Source organism: Micromonospora humi, from assembly GCF_900090105.1.
GTDB lineage: Bacteria > Actinomycetota > Actinomycetes > Mycobacteriales > Micromonosporaceae > Micromonospora > Micromonospora humi.
In genome coordinates, this window is sequence record NZ_FMDM01000009.1 from 1 (window position 1) to 18,982 (window position 18,982).

The following is an 18,982-nucleotide window of genomic DNA, read 5'->3' on the forward strand; positions in this document are numbered from 1 at the left end:
CGAGCAGACCGCCAACGTCAAGGCGATCATCGCCGCGACGAAGAAGGCCGGCCTGCCCGAGCGCGCCGCGGTCGTCTCGATCGCCACCGCCCTGCAGGAGTCGAAGCTGGAGAACCTGGGCCACCTCGGCGACCGCAATGACCACGACTCGCTGGGCCTGTTCCAGCAGCGCCCCTCCAGCGGTTGGGGCAGCCCGGAGCAGATCACCGACCCCGAGTACTCCACGCTGGCGTTCCTCAAGGGGTTGAAGCAGGTCGACGGCTGGCAGGACATGCCGCTGACCAAGGCCGCCCAGACCGTGCAGGTCTCGGCCTACCCGGACGCCTACGCCCAGTGGGAGAAGCAGGCCACCGACCTGGTCAACCAGCACTGGACCAAGTAAGACATGCGAGGGCCGGCACCCGAGAACGGGTGCCGGCCTTCAGCGCACGACCTTGACGTTGAACAGGGCCGTGCCCAGCCGGCCGTAGAGGCGCAGCCAGATCGGCAGCAGCATCTCGGTGCCCCGCGCCGTGGTGATGTCGCCCAGGTCGATCACGTCGGTGTGGCCGAAGCTGGTCAGCAGCTCGGTGACCGCCCTCTTCGCGTCGGCGTCGTCGCCGGACACGAAGACGCTGTGGTCCCCGTCGGCGAGTTGCCGAGGGTGGACCATCAGGTCGGCGGTGAGCGTGTTGAGCGCCTTCACCACCCGGGTACGCGGGAACGCGCGCTGGATCCGCTCGCCGAGCGAGTCGTCGTTGACCACCGACAGGGTGGGTGGAAAGCCCTGGCTGAAGTCGAGCGGGTTGGCGATGTCGAGCAGGACCTTGCCGGCCAGGTTCTCCGCGCCCGCGGCGTCGAGGGCGGGGAGGGAACCGTCGCCGTTCGTCGCGTTCACCACCAGGTCGGCTTCCGCGGTGGCGTCGGCGTGGCCGGCGAGGGTGATGCCGGGGTGGTCGGCGGCCCACTCGCCCCACTCCCCGTCGCGGGTGGCGTCGACGTCGCGGGTGCCGACGACCACCTGATGCCCCAGTTCGGCGGCGCGGCCGGCGATGGCGCGACCGACCATGCCGGTGCCCAGTACTGCGATGCGCATGTCGGATCCGTCCTCCGGGAATCGCGGGGCGCCGGTGCGCCCGCGTCGTACCGCCGAGACTAACAGACAGGTCTGTCTACTAGAAGGCCGAAGAAGACGTACCTGTCTGTAGACTTCGGCGGACCACGACACGGAGGACCCATGGCCCGTACCCCCGCCGGCACCGCCCGGGATCGCATCCTGGACACCGCGTTCCGGCTCTTCTACGCGTACGGGCCGCGCGGCGTCGGCGTCGACACGGTGATCGCCGAGTCGGGCGTCGCCAAGGCCACGCTCTACAAGCACTTCCCGAGCAAGGACGACCTGGTCCTGGCGTACCTGGACAAGGTCGACCGGGCCTGGTCCGGCGCGTTGCACACCGCCGCGCGGGCCGCCGGTGACGATCCGCGTGCGCAGCTCGTCGGGATGTTCGACGCGCTCACCGGCGCGTGTCGCCGGGAGGGTTACCACGGCTGCGCGTTCATCAACACCGCCGCCGAGTCGCCCGCCGGCAGCCCGGTGCACACCCGTACGGTCGCGCACAAGAACGCGGTGCGGGCCTGGGTGACCGACCTGGCCCGGCAGGCCGGGGCGGCCGAGCCGGAGCTGCTGGCCCGGCAGCTCACCCTGCTGCTCGACGGTGGCCTGGCCGGCGGGGTGCTCGACGGCGACCCGGCGATCGCCGAGGCGGCCCGCAGCACCGCCCGCGCCCTGGTCGACGCGGCGTTGCCGAAGCGTTAAGCGGGGCCCCCTCCTCTACCGCAGGCGTTAAGAAGGGGCCCTTCCTTACTCGCTGGCGGGGTGGGGGGCGATCTGGCCCTGGCGCTGGCGGGCGGCGCAGAGCTCGGCCAGCTTCGCGTACGCGGGCGCGCCGATCAGCGCGGTCAGCTCCGGCCCGTAGGAGACGTACATCGGGTCGGCGCCGACGTGCGCGTCGGTGGAGGAGGTGCACCACCAGTCCAGGTCGTGACCGCCGGCGCCCCAGCCGCGCCTGTCGAACTCGGCGAGCGTGGAGATCAGCACCTTGGTGTTGTCCGGCCGCTTGTGCCACTCCTGGTCCCGGCGGACCGGCAGCTGCCAGCAGACGTCGGGCTTGTATTCCAGCGGGTGCACCCCGTCGCGCAGCGCCTGGGCGTGCAGCGCGCAGCCGCCCCCGGCGGGGAAGTCGGCGTCGTTGAGGAACACGCAGGGCGCGTCCACGTCACGGGTGGCCGTGCGCCGGGCCGGCGTCTTGCCGTCGACCGTGTCGTTCTCGGTCCAGTTCTTGAAGCCGCGGCGGAAGTGCTGCCAGGTCTCCGGCGTGAGCCGCTTGACCGCCGCGCGGACCCGCTTCTCGTCGTCGGAGTCGGTGAAGAAGGCGCCGTGCGAGCAGCACCCGTCGGCCGCCCGGCCCTTCACGATGCCGTGGCAACCCGAGCCGAAGATGCACGTCCAGCGGGAGAGCAGCCAGGTCAGGTCGGCCCGGACGACGTGCTTCGGGTCGGCCGGGTCGGCGAACTCGATCCACTCCCGCGGAAAGTCCAGCCCGACCTCGCGGCTGCGCGGGTCGGCCGGGTCGTCCACCAGCACGTGAAGCTCGATCTGCCCTGTCACCCGGACCAGCGTACGCGCGGTCGCCCCGGCCGGCCGGCGAGCCGACGAAACGTGTTGCGCCTAGGGTTCTTGCCATGCGACTGGGTGTCCTCGACGTCGGTTCCAACACGGTGCATCTGCTGGTGGTCGACGCCCACCACGGCGCGCATCCCTGGCCGGCGCACTCGGAGAAGGTGGTGCTGCGGCTGGCCGAGCAGATCGGCCCGGACGGCGCGTTGACCGACGCCGGCGCGGACGGGCTGGTCAAGGCCGTCGGCATGGCCCGGGCGGCGGCCGACGGGCTGGGCGCCGAGGACCTGCTGGCGTTCGCCACCAGCGCGGTCCGGGACGCCACCAACGCCGCCGAGGTGCTGGCCCGGGTCCGCGACGAGACCGGCGTACGCCTGGAGGTGCTCTCCGGCGCGGACGAGGCGCGGATGACGTTCCTCGCGGTGCGGCGGTGGTTCGGCTGGTCCGCGGGCCGGCTGCTGGCGCTCGACATCGGCGGCGGCTCGCTGGAGCTGGCCGCCGGCATCGACGAGCATCCGGACGTCGCGGTCTCGCTGCCGCTCGGCGCGGGCCGGCTCAGCCGGGAGCGGCTGGCGGTCGACCCGGCCGGCCTGATGCCGCCGCCCGCCGAGGCCGTGGAGGACCTCCGGGAGTACGTGGACGCGCAGCTCGACCCGGTGGTGAAGCAGCTGACCGAGGTGGGCTGGGAGCGTCCGGTGGCGACCTCGAAGACGTTCCGCACGCTGGCCCGGCTGGCCGGGGCCGCGCCGTCCGGCGCGGGTCTGTGGGCCCGGCGCAGCCTGACCCGCACCGGGCTGCGGCAGGTGCTGGGCTTCGTCCGGCACATCCCGCCGGCCCACCTGCCCGAACTGGAGGGGGTCAGCGCGCAGCGGGCGCACCAGCTCCTGGCGGGCGCGGTGGTGGCCGAGGCGGTGATGCGCCGGCTGGACGTGGAGTGCCTCGACATCTGCCCCTGGGCGCTGCGCGAGGGGGTCATCCTGCGCCGGTTGGATCAGCTCGCGCCGATGTGATCCACGCGGCCGCTCTGGGCGCTTTGCGGCTGCTCGTCCCGATGCTTCCCCACGGGTGCGGCTACCCTGAGGGGTGTGACTTCCCGCGTCCCGGTGCTCCTGTCCACGTCCTCGGTCTTCCCCGAACGGACCGCGGCGGCGTTCCAGCTCGCCGCCGCGCTCGGGTACGACGGCGTCGAGGTGATGGTCTGGACCGACCCGGTGAGCCAGGACGCGGGCGCGCTGCGCGGGCTCTCCGAGCACTACGACGTGCCGGTGCTCTCGGTGCACGCGCCCTGTCTGCTGGTCACCCAGCGGGTGTGGAGCCCCGACCCGTGGGAGCGGCTGCGGCGGGCCGCCGAGCTGGCCGAGACACTGGAGGCACCCACCGTGGTGGTGCATCCGCCGTTCACCTGGCAGCGTGACTACGCGCGCACGTTCGCCGACGGGCTGGACACCATCGGCGGGCAGTTCGGCGGTCTGCGTTTCGCGGTGGAGAACATGTTCCCGGTGCGGATGGCCGGCCGGCAGTTCGTGCCCTACGTGCCGGGCTGGGACCCGACCGACACCGGCTACGCCTCCTACACGCTCGACCTGTCGCACTGCGCGGCCTCGCACACCGACGCGCTCGCGATGGCCGACCGGATGGGCGCCGGGCTGGCGCACGTGCACCTGGGCGACGGCACCGGCGAGGGGCGCGACGAGCACCTGGTGCCCGGTCGGGGCGGTCAGCCCTGCGCGGAGCTGCTCCGGTCGCTGGCCGGGCGCGGCTTCACCGGCTCGGTCGCGGTGGAGGTGACCACCCGGGGCGCGAAGAGCCGCGCGGTCCGCGAGGCGGACCTGCGCGAGTCGCTGGAGTTCGCCCGCGCGAACCTGACCGCGCCCTCCCCGGTCGACGCCTGACCGGTCGAGACTGCCCCGGCACTCGCCGTGGCCGCGCCGGATGCCGTGCCGCGTCGGGTGCCCCGGAGCCCGGCCGGCGGCCGAAGGTCAGCTCACCGGGGCCAGCGGCTGGGCCGGGACGGCCTGCTCGCCGACCGCGGCCCGCTTACGGGCCCGGTGCGCGGCCACGTGGGAGCGGGTGGCGCAGCGCTCCGAGCAGAACCGCCGGCAGCAGTTGGACGAGGTGTCCAGGTAGACGTTGCCGCAGCGCTCGTCCGCGCACACGCCGAACCGGGCGCTGCCGTACTCGCAGAGCCACACGGACAGGCCCCAGACGGCGCCGGCCAGGTATTCGGCGGAGACGGAGGCGCCCCGGCTGGTCACGTGCATGTGCCAGTCGGAGGAGTCGTGGCCGGAGATGCGCGGCTGCACCGGGAACGCCTCCAACAGCGCGTTCAGCTCGGTCACCGCGTCGGCGTCCCGGCCCGAGGTGCCGTACTCGAAGACGTCCCGCAGGCGCTTCTGCGCCCGACGGAAGATCCCCAGGTCCCGTTCCGCGACCTCGTCGCGCATCCAGGCGTTCTCGTCCGGGAAGAGGGCCCGCAGGCCGTCGAGGTCGTCCAGCCGGGCGTTGACGAGCTCGACCCCGGTCCGGGCGTACGCGTCGAAGTTCACGACACCAACGGTAGACGACTCAGGCCGGGCGTGGCGCGTCGATGTAGTGGGGCAGAAACCGCGCGTAACCGTCCGTGATGAGGCTCTCGCTCTCGCGGACGCCGGCACCGGCCGACTCGCCATCGACGATCCAGCTCCCGAGCACCGTGTGGTTGCCAGCGAACTGGGGCAACGCCCGGAACTCCTGGAAGCAGAAACCCTCGTCGCCATAGATCCCGGGATTGGTGATCTCGGAGTCGCCGGTCACGATGCGTACCGACCCGCCCTCGCGGCCGAGCAGCGGCTTGGCCACGTACTCGGTCATCCCGCGCGGCGAGTCGAGGTAGGCCGGCAGCAGGAACTCGTGCCCGGGATACAGCTCCCAGAGCACGGCCAGCAGCGCCTTGTTCGACAGCAGCAACTTCCAGGCCGGCTCGATCCAGGTGGTCGGGGTGCCCGGGTCCAGCGCCGGCGGCCCGTACGGCTCGGCGAGCATCCACTCCCACGGGTAGAGCTTGAAGCAGGTGGTGATCGGCCGGTCGTCGGCGTCGACGAAACGCCGCCCGTCCCAGCCGACCCGCTGGATCGGCATGAGCGTCACGTCGAGCCCGGCCTGGCGGGCCGTCTCGGCCAGGTAGCCGGCGGTGATCTGGTCCTCGCCCGACTCCTCCTCGTTCGACCAGACCACGTGCGCCCGGGGCTCGTGCAGCCCGGCGCCGATCTTGGCCCACGCGCCGACCAGCCGCTCGTGCAGGCTGTTCCACTGGTCCGCCTCCGGGCGGGTGTGCTCCAGCCAGTACCACTGCACGATGCTCGCCTCGACCAGCGCGGTCGGGGTGTCCGCGTTGTATTCCAGCATCTTCGGCGGCCAACTGCCGTCGTAGGCGAGGTCGAAGCGGCCGTAGAGCGTCGGCGGGCCCTCCCGCAGCGAGCGGGCGACCGCCTCGGCGGCCCACTCCGGGATGCCGAACTCGGCGTGGCGGCGGCGGGCCACCACGTGCTCGGCGGCGGCCACCGACATCCGGTGCAGCTCCTCGGTCGCCTCCTCCAGCCGGAGCACCTCGTCGAGCGTGAAGGCGTACGCGGCCGTCTCGTCCCAGTACGACATGATCTCGCCGTCGGGCAGCTCGGTGTCGACGTACACCAGGCCCTGGGACCGGATGGTGTCGTCCCAGCCGGGGCGCGGCGTGCTCGCCTCGCGGCGCACGTCAGCCGCCGCAGGAGGCGAGGTGGGAGCCGAAGCCGCCGCGCTCGGGCAACGCGGCGGCTGCCGGGGCGGCGTCGCCGCGCGCGGCCGTGACCGGCGCGGGGACCCGCAGGGCCACCGCGACGGTGTCGCCGCCCCCGCCCGCCGGGCCGAGCGCGCAGTCGTCATCGTCGTCGTCGTAGCCGTTGTTGCAGCCGGAGAGCGCGAGGGCCAGCGCGGTGAGCGCGCCGAGCTGCACGGTGGCCGAGCGGAGCCGGCGTCGGGGGTGTCCTTCCACGTGAACGTTGTAGCCGATCGTCGCTACTTCGGCTGCCCGGCGGGGGGTCGGGGGTGGGCGTTACGCTCGGCTCATGCTCCGTTCCGTCATCCTCGCCGCCTCCCGGTCATCCCAGGTGGAGCGGCTCGTCGCGACGGCCCCGTTCACCCGGGACGTCGTCCGCCGGTTCGTCGCCGGCGCCGCCACCGACGACGCGCTGCGCGCGACCCGCGCACTCGTCGCCGACGGCCAAGCGGTCACCCTCGACTATCTGGGCGAGGACACCACCACCGGTGAGCAGGCGACCGCCACCCGGGACGAATACCTCACACTGCTGCGCCTGCTCGGCGCCGCCGGGCTCACCCCGGCCGCCGAGGTCAGCGTGAAGCTGTCCGCGCTCGGCCAGGCGTTCGACGAGCAGTTCGCGTACGACAACGCGCGGCAGATCTGCGCGGCGGCCGACGCGGTGGGCACCACTGTCACCCTGGACATGGAGGACCACACCACCACCGACTCGACGCTCGACATCCTGGCCAAGCTGCGCAAGGACCACCCGTCGACCGGTGCGGTGCTCCAGGCGTACCTGCGGCGCACCGAGTCGGACTGCCGCGAGCTGTCCGCCGCCGGGTCGCGGGTGCGGCTGTGCAAGGGCGCCTACAAGGAGCCCGAGTCGGTGGCCTACCAGTCCGCCCGCGAGGTGGACAAGTCGTACGTGCGCTGCATGAACGTGCTGATGGCTGGCGACGGCTACCCGATGCTGGCCACCCACGACCCGCGCCTGATCGCCATCGGCGAGGACCGGGCGCGCTGGTTCGACCGCGAACCGGGCCGGTTCGAGTTCCAGATGCTCTACGGCATCCGCCCGGAGGAGCAGACGCGCCTGGTCGGCGAGGGCTACACCGTGCGCACCTACGTCCCCTACGGCGACCAGTGGTACGGCTACCTGATGCGCCGGCTCGCCGAGCGCCCGGCCAACCTGGCGTTCTTCGGCCGCGCGGTGATGTCGAAGAAGTGAGTCAGTCGTTCGACCAGGTCCGGGTGGAGAGCACGAGGCGGTAGCCGTCCGGGTCGGCGAACGCGATCCCCCACCTGTCCCAGTACGGGCCGGCGGAGACCCTGGTCCCGCCGGCCCGTTCGAGTCCGGTCACCAACTCGTCCTCGACCGGCCCGTCCAGGTAGAGCACGAACAGGTCCTCCTCGGCGGGCCGCGGGTCGACGGTCAGCGCCGCGCCGCCGAACAGCTCCAGGTGCCAGCCGGCGCCGGGGAGGCCGAGCATGACCAGGTCGTATTCGCCCGGCCCGTCGGGCGCGCCCCGGTAGAGCACCTCCAGGCCCAGGCCGGCGGCGTAGAACCGCTCGGCGGCGGCCAGGTCGCGGCTGGGCCGGGCGAGGCGTACGTGGGTGTCGGCGGAGATCGGCATGTCGCTGATCGTGCGACCTCAGGTCGGGTTGAGGTCAACCCTTGACGGTCGAAGCTAATAGGCTTAGCTTAATGGCTATGACAGTTAGCCAGGTGGCGCGGGACGGCGGGACCATCGCGTACGAGGTGCACGGCTCGGGGCCCCTGGTGGTGCTCGCGCACGGCATGGGGGAGAACCGGGCGGCCTTCCGGCACCTGACGCCGCTGCTGGTGGCGGCCGGCTACCGGGTCGCCTCGACCGACGTACGCGGGCACGGCGACTCCAGCCCGCACTGGCCCACCTACGCCCCGGCCGAGGTCGGCGGCGACCTGCTCGCCGTGGTGCGGGCGCTCGGCGGCGGACCGGCCACGCTGGTCGGCAGCTCGTCCAGCGGGGCGGGCGTGGTCTTCGCCGCCGCCGAGGCGCCCGAGCTGGTCAGCGGCATCGTGCAGATCAGCCCGTTCACCACCCCGCCCAAGCCGAACCCGGTGATGCGGGCGCTCCAGGCCGCCGTGCTGCGCAGCCCCCGGCTGTTCGGGCAGTTCCACCGCACACTCTTTCCCTGCGGGCGGCCGACCGACGACGCCGCGTACCGGAAGGAGCTGGTCGCCAAGCTACGCGGCCGGATGGACGCGGTGCGCGGCGTGATCGCGCCGGTCGACCCGCACTGGACCGCGCGGGCCGCCCAGGTGCGGCAACCGGTGCTGGTGCTGATGGGCACGAAGGACCCCGACTTCCCCGACCCGGGCGCCGAGGCCCGGGCCGCCCGCCGGCAGTTCGCCGTCGCCGAGGCGCGGATGATCGCCGATTCCGGCCACTACCCGCACGCCGACCAGCCCGACGCCACCGCCGCCGACCTGGTCGAGTTCCTGACGGTGACCGCGCGTGCCTAGGGCCGGCCTGACCCCGGTGACGGTGGTCCGGGAGGCCGCCGTGCTCGCCGACGAGGTCGGGCACGACCGGCTGACCCTGGCCGCGCTCGCCGGCCGGCTCGGCGTCGCGCTGCCCAGCCTCTACAAGCACGTGCGCGGCGTGGACGCGCTGCACCAGAAGCTCGCCGTCCTGGCCACCGCCGAGATCGCCGACGTGCTGACCAGTGCCGCCGCGGGCCGGGCCGGCGGCGACGCGTTGCGCGCCGTCGCCGTCGCCTACCGGGGGTACGCCCACCGGCACCCCGGCCGCTACCCGGCCACCCAGCGGGCGCCCGACCCCACCGACCCGGAACACCTGGCCGCCGCCGAGCGCGCGGTCGGTGCGATCGTCGCCATCCTGCGCGGGTACGGCGTCCAGGGCGACGCCGCCGTCGACGCCACCCGGATGTTCCGGGCCACCGTGCACGGCTTCGTCACCCTGGAGGCGGCCGGCGGGTTCGGGCTGCCCCGCGACGTCGACCGCTCGTTCGACCGCATGATCGACGGGCTCGACGTCGCGTACCGCGGCTGGGGTTCCCGATGAGGGGCACGCTGCGGGGACTCATCTTCCTGCTGGAGTTGGCGCTGCTGACCGCCGCCGGCTTCTGGGGCTTCACGCTCGACGCCGGCTGGCCGGTGCGGCTGCTCGCCGGCCTGGGCGCGCCGCTGGCGCTCGCCGTGGCCTGGGGCCTGTTCTGCTCGCCCCGGGCCGCCGTGGCGCTGCCCGCCCCGGCCAAGCTCGCCGTCCAGGCCGCGTGTTTTCTGGTCGGCGGCGTCCTGCTGGCCCTGGCCGGCCACCCCCTGCCCGGCGTGGCCCTGGTGATCGCCTGGACCGCCGACAAGGCCCTCCTGCTCCACTCCGGCGACCCGGCCTGACCCCTCCCGCCCCGCCCCGCCCCGCCTCGCCTGGCCGATCTTGGAGTTGTGGCGCCTGTGATGCCCGCCTTGTCGGTTATCGGAGGTGCCACAAGTCCAAGATCGGCGGGTGGCGTATGTCGAGGCGGGACAGAAGGGATTACTCGCAGGGCTCTTTCCCGGAACGCCCGATTGGTCGTACCCTTCGCCGGTGACCGACGGCGACGAGGAGCCTCCCGGCCGGGCAGCCGACGGCGACGAGCCATCCACCGGGAGTGACGGCGACGGGCAGCAGCCCCGTGCCGACGTGGTGACACCGCCTCCCGCCTCGACGGGTGACCGGTCTCCGAAGCCTGGACTGGTCACCCCCCGACCGGCCGCCTCCGACGGGCCGCCGACCGCGAACCAGGCGGGCCCGGCCGAGTCGAGCCGCGAGGCACCTGAGCCGGCTTCGGTCGCGCCCGAGCCGGGGATCCTTGCGCCCGAGCCAGGTTCGACCGAGTCCGAGTCCGAGTCCCGCCCCGCCCCGCCCGAGCCGCGCCCGCCCGCCCCTGCGGCGAGTGCGGCAGCACCCGAGCCGGGGCCGACCCTGCCCGAGCCGGGTCCGGCTCAGCCCGAGCCGCATCCGGCCGCCCCCGCGCCAGGTGCGGCAGCGCCCGAGCCTGCCGCGGCAGTACCCGAGTCGGATTCGGTCGTGACCGGAGCGGGTGCGCCTCCGGCCGAACCGCGTGCGGCAGCGCCCGAGCCAGGCCCTGTCGATCGTCCCGAGGTGCCTCCGTCCGGCGACTCCGGAACGGACGAGCACTCCCGCCGCCGGGACGCGCCGGCTGCCGAGACGAGCACTGCCGCCGGCGGAGTCGACGCCGACGGTCCCGCCCCGGCCCCGGCGGCAACCACGTCGGCCGAGGCGACCCCCACCCGGTTGCCGCACGGCGGCGAGGGAAGCGCGACGGCCCACCCGGAGCCGAGCACGACCGCCTCCATCCCGGACCCGAGCACGTCACCGACTCCCGCCGTGGCTCGGGCGTCCGTTCCGGGTACGCCGACTCCCGCCGCGTGGCCGGCGCCCGTTCCGCCGGCTCCGACCGGGCTGCCGGTTGCCGGCGTACCGTGGGCGCCCGCACCCGTCGCGCCGGCGCGGAAGCGGCGGTGGCCACTCTGGACCGCGCTCGGGCTCGCGCTCGGCCTGGTGGTGGGCGCGGTTCCCGGCGTACTCCTGCGGGAGCTGGCACCGGACGCGGCCGGACGGCCGGCGGCGGGCGCGGCCGAGCGGGGGACGGCGGCCGAGCGGCAGCTCGCCGAGCGGATGGTCGGGCAGCTCGACCGGCAGGCCGCCGCGCTCCTCGGCGGCGACCGGACCGGCTTCCTCGCGGTCGCGGAACCGGCCGCGCGGCCGGCGCTGACCAAGCGGTACACGGCCCTGCGGGCGCTCCGGGTCACCGTCTGGCGGCCCGCCGCCGACGGGGTGCCGGTGGCGGTCGACGGGCGGCCCGGGGAGTGGCGGCTGCCGGTGACGGTGGGCTACTGCTTCGTGGTACCAGGTTGCGCGCCGAGCACGACGGGGCTGGGCACCCGCTGGCGGCTGGTGGGGGAGCAGCCGCTGCTGCTCGCGGTGGAGCCGTCCCGGACGGATCCGACCGGGGTCCGTCCCTGGGCGGTGAACGACCTGGCCGTGGCGGTCGGGAAGCGGGCGCTGGTGGCCACCACGCCGGCCCACCGGGCCAAGCTGCCCGGCCTGCTCGCCCAGGCCGAGGCCGCCGCCCGGGTCGCCGACCGGTACGCGGTGGGCTCGCCGCCGGACCGGTACCTGGTCTACTACGCCGGCCGGGCCGAGTGGCAGCGCTGGTACGGCGGTGGCCGGCCGAAGTGGACCGCGGGGTACGCGGTCGGGGTCGGTGGTGGCCGCCACGACGTGGTGCTCAACGCGCAGAGCCTCGCCCCGGGCGGCGTCGACGACCTGCTGCGGCACGAGCTGACCCACGCCTCCTCGCTGCCCGACCAGGGCTACGCGGACCACGCGGACTGGTGGCTGGTGGAGGGGCTGGCCGAGTACGCCGGCACGGACGGCCAGCCGGTGGACCGCTACGACGGGCTGGCCGAGGTGCGCAAGCTGGTCCGCGGTGACTGGGCCGGGCGGCTCGACACGGTGGCGCCGGCCGACGACGCCACCGACGACCGGGTCGGCGGCGCCTACGGCGTCGGGTACCTGGCCGTGCGGCACCTGGTCGACCGGTACGGAGAGCAGCGGGTGCTGGACTTCTTCCGGGCCGTGGTGCACCAGCGGCGGTCCCCGGCCGAGGCCGCCGACGAGGTGTTCGGCGACCCGTGGTCGATGCTGCACGACGACTGCGTCGCCTATGTCCGGTCGGCCGTCGGCTGAGCGCCACCCGCGACGCGCCGACGGCGTCGAGGCCCGTCGACGGGTCGTAGCATGGGCCGGGTGGCCCGCACTCCCTCGCCGCGGCTGCGCCCAGCCACGCGGCCCCGCCTGCTCACCGCCCTCCTCGCCGCCGTCGCGCTGACCGGCACCACGGCCGCCAGCTGCGGCGACGACGCCCCGTCGGTCACCGTCGCCCCGGTCGGCCGCGCACCGGTCAGCGAGGTCATCGACGCGCCGGCCACGGTGACCGCCCGGGCCGCGGCCACCCTCACCGCTCCCGCCGACGGCACCCTGGCCGCCCTGCGTGTCCAACCCGGACAGCGGGTCGCCAAGGGGCAGGTGCTCGCGGTGGTCGAGTCGCCGTCCGCGCGGGACCGGCTGGCCCAGGCGCGCGACGCGCTGCGCGCGGCGAAGCGGGCCGGTCGCGGCGTCGGCGTCGGTGACCTCGGCGGCAACCGCCGCGGCACCGACCGGGCCGCCGACGAGGCGTTCGCCGCCGCCCGGGCCGCCGCCGGCAAGGTCGGTGATCCGCAGGCGCGCGCCGCGCTGCTGCTCCAAGTCGAGTCGGCGCAGAAGCAGTACGCGTCGGCCGCCCGCGCCGCCGACCGCGCGGTCACCGCCGTGCAGCGCGGCGTGGCGGGCCTGAACAGCGCCGTCGGCGCGCTGTCGGCCGCGCAACGCCTCCAGGCGCAGCAGGCGTACGACCTGGCGAAGGCGACCGTCGACGCGTTGACGTTGCGCGCCCCGATCGCGGGTGTGGTGCAGCCGGGCGGCACCCGGGCGGCGGCGCCGACCGACCTGGCCGGCCTGTTCGGCGCGGCCGGTGGTCAGGTGCCGCCCGGGCTCGACCCGTCGGCGTTGGGCGGGGCCGGTTCGGGCGGCCCGCCGGCCGGGGTGGACGACGCGGTGCCGGCCGGTGGTCGGGTCACCGCCGGCACGCCGGTGCTCACCGTGGTGGACACCGGCCGGCTCGGCCTGCTCGCCGAGGTCGACGAGACCGACGTGCTGCTGGTCCGCGCCGGGGTGCCCGCCTCGGTCGAGCTGGACGCGGTGACCGGCGCGACGTACGACGCCACGGTGCGCTCGGTCGACGTGCTGCCCACCAGCTCGGCGCGGGGCGGCGTCACCTACCGGGTCCGGCTGGACCTGGGCGCGGGCCGGCTCGGCGAGGGGGAAGCCGCCCCGGCGCCCCGCCCCGGCATGAACGCGGTGGTCCGGCTGCGGGTGCGGGAGGCGTCCGACGCGGTGGCCGTACCGGCGTCGGCGGTCTTCTCCGCCGACGGGCGGGACGCGGTCTGGGTGTCGCGCGACGGCCGGGCGGACCGGGTCCCGGTGACCGTCGGCGTGCAGGGGCAGGACCTGGTGCAGATCGTCGACGGGGTGCGGGCCGGGGACCGGGTCGTGGTGCGCGGCGCCGACCAGGTCACCGACGGCCAGGAACTCCCGTGACCGTCGCCGCGATCGAGGCGGTCGACGTGTCCCGCACGTACGAGCTGGACGGGGTGTCGGTGTCCGCGCTGCGCGGCGTGTCGCTCACCATCGACCAGGGTGAGTACGTGGCGGTGATCGGCCCCTCCGGGTCGGGCAAGTCCACGCTGATGCACCTGCTGGGTGGGCTGGACCGGCCCAGCGGCGGCCGGCTGGTGATCGGCGGCCGGGACGTGGCCTCGCTGACCGCACCGGAGTTGGCGACGCTGCGCAACGAGACCATCGGCTTCGTCTTCCAGGCGTTCCACCTGCTGGCCCGCACGTCCGCCGTGGACAACGTCGCGTTGCCGCTGGTCTATCGCGGCGTCGGGGCGCGGCAGCGGCGGGAGCGGGCGGCGGCGATGCTCGGCCGGGTCGGGCTGGGGCACCGCCTGCACCACCGGCCCAACCAGCTCTCCGGCGGTGAACAGCAGCGGGTGGCGATCGCCCGGGCGCTGGTCACCGAGCCGGCGGTGCTGCTCGCCGACGAACCCACCGGCAACCTGGACAGCGTCACCGGCGAGGCGGTGCTGGAGCTGCTGGAGCGCCTGAACGCCGAGTCCGGGGTGGCGTTGGTGATGGTGACGCACGACCAGGAGGTGGCGGCCCGCGCGCGCCGGCGGATCGCGGTGCGGGACGGGCTGATCCGATCCGACACCGTTCATGATCGACCGGGGTCGGCCGGCGCCGGCGAACCTGCGACACTGGATCCCGCTCCCAGCGCGGAGCCCCGGTCCGCGTCCGGAAGCGGCCCGGGGCGCCCGTCCGGTGGCTCCGGTGGCGCCACCGGAGCCACCGGACGCCTTCCGCACGCCGCGGGCGGCGCCGGATGAGGGTGGCCGAGGCCTGGCGGGTGGCGCTGGACGCGTTGCGGGCCAACCGGATGCGCAGCGTGCTGACCATGCTCGGCGTGATCATCGGGGTCGCTTCGGTGGTCATCCTGGTGGCCATCGGCACCGGCACCAAGCAGCAGGTGGAGCAGCAGGTCGAGGGGCTCGGCTCGAACCTGCTCCTGGTGGTGCCGGGCAAGATCGAGGTGGGCACCGCGCCGGTGGTGTCCCCGCTGGACCTCAAGGACGTCGACGCCGTCTCCCGGGTGGTCGGCGACCCCTCCCGGGTGGCCGTGACGGTGGCGTCCGGCGCGACCGCGCGAGCCGGCAACCGGTCCGACTTCACCACCGTGCAGGGCGTGCTGGAGACCACCCCGTCGGTGTTCACCCGGTCGCTGCAACGCGGCCGCTACCTGACCGGGGCCGACGTCGACACCAGCCGGCGGGTGGCGGTGCTCGGCGCCTCGGTGGCCCGGGCGCTCTTTCCCGACCGGGATCCGCTCGGCCAGCAGGTCACGCTGGCCGGGGTGCGGTTCCGGGTGATCGGGGTCTTCGCCCCGCTCGGGCAGAGCCTCGGCGTGGACCGGGACGACGAGGTGCACGTCCCGGTGACCGCCGCGCAGCGGCTGTGGGGCACCCAGCGGATCGACGGCATCGCGGTCAAGGCCCCCGACCGGGAGCGGATCGACCAGCTCGGCGAGCGCATCGTGGCGGAGTTGTCCCGCCGGCACCCGGACACCGAGTTCAGCGCCGTCACCCAGCAGCAGATCCTCGGCGTGCTCGGCGACATCCTGGGTGTGCTCACCGGCGTGCTGGCCGCCATCGCCGGCATCTCGCTGCTGGTCGGCGGTGTCGGCGTCTCCAACATCATGCTGGTGTCGGTGCGTGAGCGGACCCGGGAGATCGGCCTACGCAAGGCGGTCGGCGCCCGACCCCGGGACATCGGGGTGCAGTTCCTGCTGGAGGCGGTGCTGCTCACCTCGATCGGCGGCCTGACCGGGATGGCGCTCGGCGTGGGCACCGCGCTGCTGGTCGACGCGTTCTCGCCGATCCCCGCCGCGATCACCTGGTGGTCGCTGGCGCTCGCCTTCGGTGTGTCGGCGGCGGTCGGCATCGTCTTCGGGGTGGTGCCGGCGCAGCGGGCGGGGCGGCTCGATCCGGTGGTCGCGTTGCGCGCCGAGTAGGCGTACCGGTCGGCGGGAACGGGACGAGCCACCCGTCCGGGCGAAAAAGCCCTGGTGGACACGGGGTGAACGGGTGTCCCGCCATGATCAAAGGTGGGAAGGGATCGCGCAGGTCACAGCCGTCCCGCTACCGTACTGGTTACACGCGCGTCGCTCGTCGAGGCGGAAGCACCTGCCCGGTGGCACGCGCCGGGCACGGGAATGGGTCGGTGAGCCATGGCCGGGTCGCAGTCCGACGCACGGCTGTCGGATGTCAGGTTCCTGACCGTCGCCGAGGTGGCCACGGTCATGCGGGTCTCCAAGATGACGGTCTACCGTCTCGTGCACAGCGGTGAGCTGACCGCGGTGCGGGTCGGTCGCTCGTTCCGGGTGCCCGAGCACGCCGTGCACGAATACCTCCGAGGCGCCTTCCAGGAGTCCGCCTGACGCACCCGGCGGCCCGCCGCCGAGTGCGACGAAAAGGGGCATCGACGGGGGCGCGTTGGTCCTGCTGACGCTCTCCGGCTACCCTGGAGCCCGACCGAGATCGCACCCTGGTGTGCCCTGCCCACCTCGCTGGTCCGGTCCGTTGTCCGCAAGCGGGCACGGCGCCACCGTGCGGTGGTGCCTGCCGGTCCGCCCCGCACGTTGCAATCGAAAGGCTGTCGTATGGGCTCGGTGGTCAAGAAGCGCCGCAAGCGCATGGCTAAGAAGAAGCACCGCAAGCTGCTGCGCAAGACCCGCGTCCAGCGTCGCCGTCTCGGCAAGTGACCGGGGCCGGGCGCTGACCCGGCACCGGCACCACTTGCCAACTGTCGACCCTCGGAGGCTCAGGTGATCAGGCCGCGGACGTCCCGGCTCGATCGTGCCTGCCGCGCAAGGCGCACGACATGACCCCCGGTGGCACCCCAGGTGCCCCGGGGGTCGTCGTCGTCACCGGGGTCGGCCGGTTCCTCGGCGCCAACGTCGCCGCCCGGCTCGCCGCCGACCCGCGCATCGAACGCGTCATCGGCGTCGACCCGGCCCCGCCCAACCCCGAGCTGGCCGACCTGCTCACCGACGTCGAGCTGGTCCGCCTCGACCTCGACTCGCTCGGCGGCCTGCTGATCGACCTCGACGTCGACGCCGTGGTGCACCTGGCGCTCGTCACCGCCCCCGACCAGCAGCAGGGCGGCCGGGCGGCGATGAAGGAGCAGAACGTCATCGGCACCATGCAGCTGCTCGCCGCCTGCCAGCGCGCGCCCCGGCTGCGCCGGCTCGTGGTCCGCTCCTCGACCGCCGCGTACGGGGTGTCGTTCCGCGACCCGGCCGTCTTCACCGAGGAGACCGAGCCGCGCGAGGTGCCGCGCGGTGGGTTCGGCCGCGACATCCTCGACATCGAGGGATACGTCCGTGGTTTCCGCCGCCGCCGTCCCGACGTCACCGCGACCGTGCTGCGTTTCGCGCCGTTCATCGGTTACACCGCCGACACCACGCTCACCCGCTACTTCGCGCAGCCGGTCGTGCCCACCATCTTCGGCCGCGACCCGCGCCTGCAGTTCCTGCACATCGACGACGCGTTGACGGTGCTGCACCGCGCGGTCGCCGAGGAGCACCCGGGCACGTTCAACGTGGCCGGGCCGGGGGTGCTGTCGCTGTCGCAGGCCATCCGCCGCGCCGGCCGGGTCGCCGTGCCGGTGCTGGAGCCGGGCCTCGCCGGGGTGGCCGCGATCGCCCGCTCCCTGGGCTTCGGCCGGTACGGCCTGGACCAGGTCGACCTCTTCGTGCACGGTCGGGTGGTGGACACCAGCCGGCTGGAGCGCGAGTTCGGCTTCACCCCCCGCTCGACCGCCGCCGCCTTCGACGACTTCGTCCGCGCCCACCACGGCGGGGTGGTGGTGACCCGGGACCAGCTCGCCGCCGCCGAGCAGCTGGTGCTGGAGAGCATCCGCCAGGTCCGCTCGACCGTCCGGGAGCGCCCGTGAGCAGCTCGCCGGAGCGGCGTGACGCGCGGTTCGACGTACCCCCGGCCGGGCCCGGGCCGGACGCGGAGCCGGCGCGGCGCAACGGACACCGGCCGGTCACCGCGCCGGCCGCCCGCCCGCCCGCACCGGCCGACGAGCCGGACACCTCCGCCGACGAGCCCGCCACTTCGACCCACGAGCCGGTCGCCCGGACCGACGAGCCCGCCACTTCGACCCACGAGCCGGTCGCCCGGACCGACGAGCCGGCCACTTCGACCCACGGGCCGGTCGCCCGGACCGACGAGCAGGCGGCGCCGGCCGACGCGGCACCCGGCGTGACCGACGGTTCGGGCGCCACCACCACCGGTCGGCCGGTCGCGAAGAAGGCCGTCGCCAAGAAGGCGGTGGCCAAGAAGGCGGTGGCCAAGAAGGCGGTGGCCAAGAAGGCGGTCGACCAGGCCGCGCCCCGGCCGGCGGTGACCGGGCACGCGCCCGACGACGCCGCGCCGGCCGGGCCGGCCGTGGCCGACCGGCCGGGGGACCACTGGGACCGCCGCGTCGCGCAGGGGCTCGCGTTCCTGCGGCGCCGGCTCTCCGGTGACTACGAGGTGGACGAGTTCGGCTTCGACCCCGACCTCACCGACGCCGTCTTCCACCCGCTGGTCCGGCTGCTCTACCGGGACTGGTTCCGCACCGAGGTCGGTGGCCTGGAGCACGTGCCGGCCGACGGCGCCGGCCTGGTGGTGGGCAACCACTCCGGCACCGTGGCGCTGGACGCGCTGATCCTCTCCACCGCGGTGCACGACCGGCACCCGGCGCACCGCTACCTGCGTCTGCTCGGCGCCGACCTGGTCTTCCGGATGCCGGTCGTCTCCGAGCTGGCCCGCAAGACCGGTGGCACCGTCGCCTGCAACCCGGACGCGGAACGGCTGCTCGGCAACGGCGAGCTGGTCGGCGTGTTCCCGGAGGGCTTCAAGGGGGTCGGCAAGCTCTACGCCGACCGCTACAAGCTCCAGCGGTTCGGCCGGGGCGGCTTCGTCTCCGCCGCGCTGCGCACCGGCACCCCGATCGTGCCGGTGGCGATCGTCGGGGGCGAGGAGATCTACCCGATGCTCGCCGACATCAAGCCGCTCGCCCGGCTGCTCAAGCTGCCCTACTTCCCGGTGACGCCGACCTTCCCCTGGCTGGGGCCGCTCGGCATGGTGCCGCTGCCGAGCAAGTGGTTGATCGAGTTCTGCCCGCCGATCCCGACCGCGCACCTGCGCGACTCGGCGGACGACCCACTCGTCGTGTTCAACCTCGCCGACCAGGTGCGGGAGACCATCCAGCAGACGTTGCACAAGTTGCTCGAACGCCGTCCGGACCCGTTCGGCCCCTGACCGGCGCGGC

Annotated in this window: 22 protein-coding genes; 16 read left to right on the forward strand and 6 right to left on the reverse strand. The window is 74.4% G+C overall.

Annotated elements, in window-relative coordinates; translation table 11 throughout:
- Positions 1–382, forward strand: a 382-nt coding sequence (locus GA0070213_RS17810) for a hypothetical protein (RefSeq protein WP_091065307.1), incomplete at its 5' end; no start/stop codon positions are given.
- 39 nt (positions 383–421) lie between these two features.
- Here the strand turns inward: GA0070213_RS17810 and GA0070213_RS17815 are convergent.
- Positions 422–1,075 carry an NADPH-dependent F420 reductase gene (locus GA0070213_RS17815; protein WP_091065311.1) on the reverse strand — a complete coding sequence of 218 codons (654 nt, stop codon included), beginning with the start codon at positions 1,073–1,075 and terminating at the stop codon, positions 422–424.
- Between the two features lie 141 nt (positions 1,076–1,216).
- Here GA0070213_RS17815 and GA0070213_RS17820 point away from each other — a divergent pair, with 141 nt between their 5' ends.
- Positions 1,217–1,795 carry a TetR/AcrR family transcriptional regulator gene (locus GA0070213_RS17820; RefSeq protein WP_091065315.1) on the forward strand — a complete coding sequence of 193 codons (579 nt, stop codon included), beginning with the start codon at positions 1,217–1,219 and terminating at the stop codon, positions 1,793–1,795.
- A 45-nt stretch (positions 1,796–1,840) separates the two neighbouring features.
- Here GA0070213_RS17820 and GA0070213_RS17825 read toward each other — a convergent pair whose 3' ends face one another.
- Entirely contained in the window at positions 1,841–2,647 is an 807-nt protein-coding gene (locus GA0070213_RS17825) for a DUF3109 family protein (protein ID WP_091065318.1), read from the reverse strand.
- 74 nt (positions 2,648–2,721) lie between these two features.
- On the opposite strand from GA0070213_RS17825, the gene GA0070213_RS17830 reads away from it, so the two are divergent.
- Positions 2,722–3,666, forward strand: a complete 945-nt coding sequence (locus GA0070213_RS17830) for a Ppx/GppA phosphatase family protein (protein ID WP_091065321.1) — start codon at positions 2,722–2,724, stop codon at positions 3,664–3,666.
- Between the two features lie 75 nt (positions 3,667–3,741).
- Positions 3,742–4,548: a sugar phosphate isomerase/epimerase family protein gene (locus GA0070213_RS17835; RefSeq protein WP_175441392.1), complete on the forward strand. Its 807-nt coding sequence runs from the start codon at positions 3,742–3,744 to the stop codon at positions 4,546–4,548.
- An 87-nt stretch (positions 4,549–4,635) separates the two neighbouring features.
- Here GA0070213_RS17835 and GA0070213_RS17840 read toward each other — a convergent pair whose 3' ends face one another.
- Genes GA0070213_RS17840 through GA0070213_RS17850 form a run of 3 tightly spaced genes read right to left on the reverse strand, consistent with a single transcriptional unit; the run spans position 4,636 to position 6,665 of the window.
- The gene (locus GA0070213_RS17840) at positions 4,636–5,202 is read right to left on the reverse strand and encodes a CGNR zinc finger domain-containing protein (RefSeq protein WP_091065323.1); all 567 of its coding nucleotides are present in this window, start codon (positions 5,200–5,202) and stop codon (positions 4,636–4,638) included.
- 19 nt (positions 5,203–5,221) lie between these two features.
- Entirely contained in the window at positions 5,222–6,388 is a 1,167-nt protein-coding gene (locus GA0070213_RS17845; RefSeq protein ID WP_091065326.1) for a glutathionylspermidine synthase family protein, read from the reverse strand.
- A gap of 1 nt (position 6,389) precedes the next feature.
- Entirely contained in the window at positions 6,390–6,665 is a 276-nt protein-coding gene (locus GA0070213_RS17850) for a hypothetical protein (protein WP_245716447.1), read from the reverse strand.
- 73 nt (positions 6,666–6,738) lie between these two features.
- On the opposite strand from GA0070213_RS17850, the gene GA0070213_RS17855 reads away from it, so the two are divergent.
- The gene (locus GA0070213_RS17855) at positions 6,739–7,659 is read left to right on the forward strand and encodes a proline dehydrogenase family protein (RefSeq protein WP_091065335.1); all 921 of its coding nucleotides are present in this window, start codon (positions 6,739–6,741) and stop codon (positions 7,657–7,659) included.
- A 1-nt stretch (position 7,660) separates the two neighbouring features.
- Here the strand turns inward: GA0070213_RS17855 and GA0070213_RS17860 are convergent, their stop codons facing one another.
- Positions 7,661–8,065 carry a VOC family protein gene (locus GA0070213_RS17860; RefSeq protein WP_091065338.1) on the reverse strand — a complete coding sequence of 135 codons (405 nt, stop codon included), beginning with the start codon at positions 8,063–8,065 and terminating at the stop codon, positions 7,661–7,663.
- A 77-nt stretch (positions 8,066–8,142) separates the two neighbouring features.
- Here GA0070213_RS17860 and GA0070213_RS17865 point away from each other — a divergent pair, with 77 nt between their 5' ends.
- The 11 genes from GA0070213_RS17865 (at position 8,143) to GA0070213_RS17915 (ending at position 18,972) form a co-directional block, all read left to right on the forward strand.
- Positions 8,143–8,937, forward strand: a complete 795-nt coding sequence (locus tag GA0070213_RS17865; RefSeq protein WP_091065341.1) for an alpha/beta fold hydrolase — start codon at positions 8,143–8,145, stop codon at positions 8,935–8,937.
- Positions 8,930–9,499, forward strand: a complete 570-nt coding sequence (locus tag GA0070213_RS17870; RefSeq protein ID WP_091065344.1) for a TetR/AcrR family transcriptional regulator — start codon at positions 8,930–8,932, stop codon at positions 9,497–9,499. Before GA0070213_RS17865 ends, GA0070213_RS17870 begins: the two co-directional genes overlap by 8 nt.
- Positions 9,496–9,831, forward strand: a complete 336-nt coding sequence (locus tag GA0070213_RS17875; RefSeq protein WP_091065349.1) for a YrdB family protein — start codon at positions 9,496–9,498, stop codon at positions 9,829–9,831. The genes GA0070213_RS17870 and GA0070213_RS17875 overlap by 4 nt, the downstream gene beginning before the upstream one ends.
- A 748-nt stretch (positions 9,832–10,579) precedes the next feature.
- Positions 10,580–12,190 (forward strand): hypothetical protein, encoded by a 1,611-nt coding sequence (locus GA0070213_RS17880; RefSeq protein WP_245716448.1) that lies wholly within the window; start codon positions 10,580–10,582, stop codon positions 12,188–12,190.
- Positions 12,191–12,241: 51 nt separating this feature from the next.
- Positions 12,242–13,639: an efflux RND transporter periplasmic adaptor subunit gene (locus tag GA0070213_RS17885; protein ID WP_091065353.1), complete on the forward strand. Its 1,398-nt coding sequence runs from the start codon at positions 12,242–12,244 to the stop codon at positions 13,637–13,639.
- Positions 13,636–14,490, forward strand: coding sequence for an ABC transporter ATP-binding protein (locus tag GA0070213_RS17890; protein WP_091065356.1), 855 nt, complete (start codon positions 13,636–13,638; stop codon positions 14,488–14,490). The genes GA0070213_RS17885 and GA0070213_RS17890 overlap by 4 nt, the downstream gene beginning before the upstream one ends.
- Complete coding sequence (locus GA0070213_RS17895; RefSeq protein ID WP_091065359.1) at positions 14,487–15,671, forward strand: ABC transporter permease; 1,185 nt, start codon at positions 14,487–14,489, stop codon at positions 15,669–15,671. The genes GA0070213_RS17890 and GA0070213_RS17895 overlap by 4 nt, the downstream gene beginning before the upstream one ends.
- Before the next feature lie 216 nt (positions 15,672–15,887).
- Complete coding sequence (locus GA0070213_RS17900; RefSeq protein WP_013288759.1) at positions 15,888–16,097, forward strand: helix-turn-helix domain-containing protein; 210 nt, start codon at positions 15,888–15,890, stop codon at positions 16,095–16,097.
- A gap of 222 nt (positions 16,098–16,319) precedes the next feature.
- Complete coding sequence (locus GA0070213_RS17905) at positions 16,320–16,421, forward strand: 30S ribosomal protein bS22 (RefSeq protein WP_007465623.1); 102 nt, start codon at positions 16,320–16,322, stop codon at positions 16,419–16,421.
- A gap of 119 nt (positions 16,422–16,540) precedes the next feature.
- Positions 16,541–17,614 carry an NAD-dependent epimerase/dehydratase family protein gene (locus tag GA0070213_RS17910; RefSeq protein ID WP_091065363.1) on the forward strand — a complete coding sequence of 358 codons (1,074 nt, stop codon included), beginning with the start codon at positions 16,541–16,543 and terminating at the stop codon, positions 17,612–17,614.
- A gap of 455 nt (positions 17,615–18,069) precedes the next feature.
- Positions 18,070–18,972 (forward strand): lysophospholipid acyltransferase family protein, encoded by a 903-nt coding sequence (locus tag GA0070213_RS17915; protein WP_091066085.1) that lies wholly within the window; start codon positions 18,070–18,072, stop codon positions 18,970–18,972.
- The last annotated feature ends 10 nt before the right edge of the window (positions 18,973–18,982 follow it).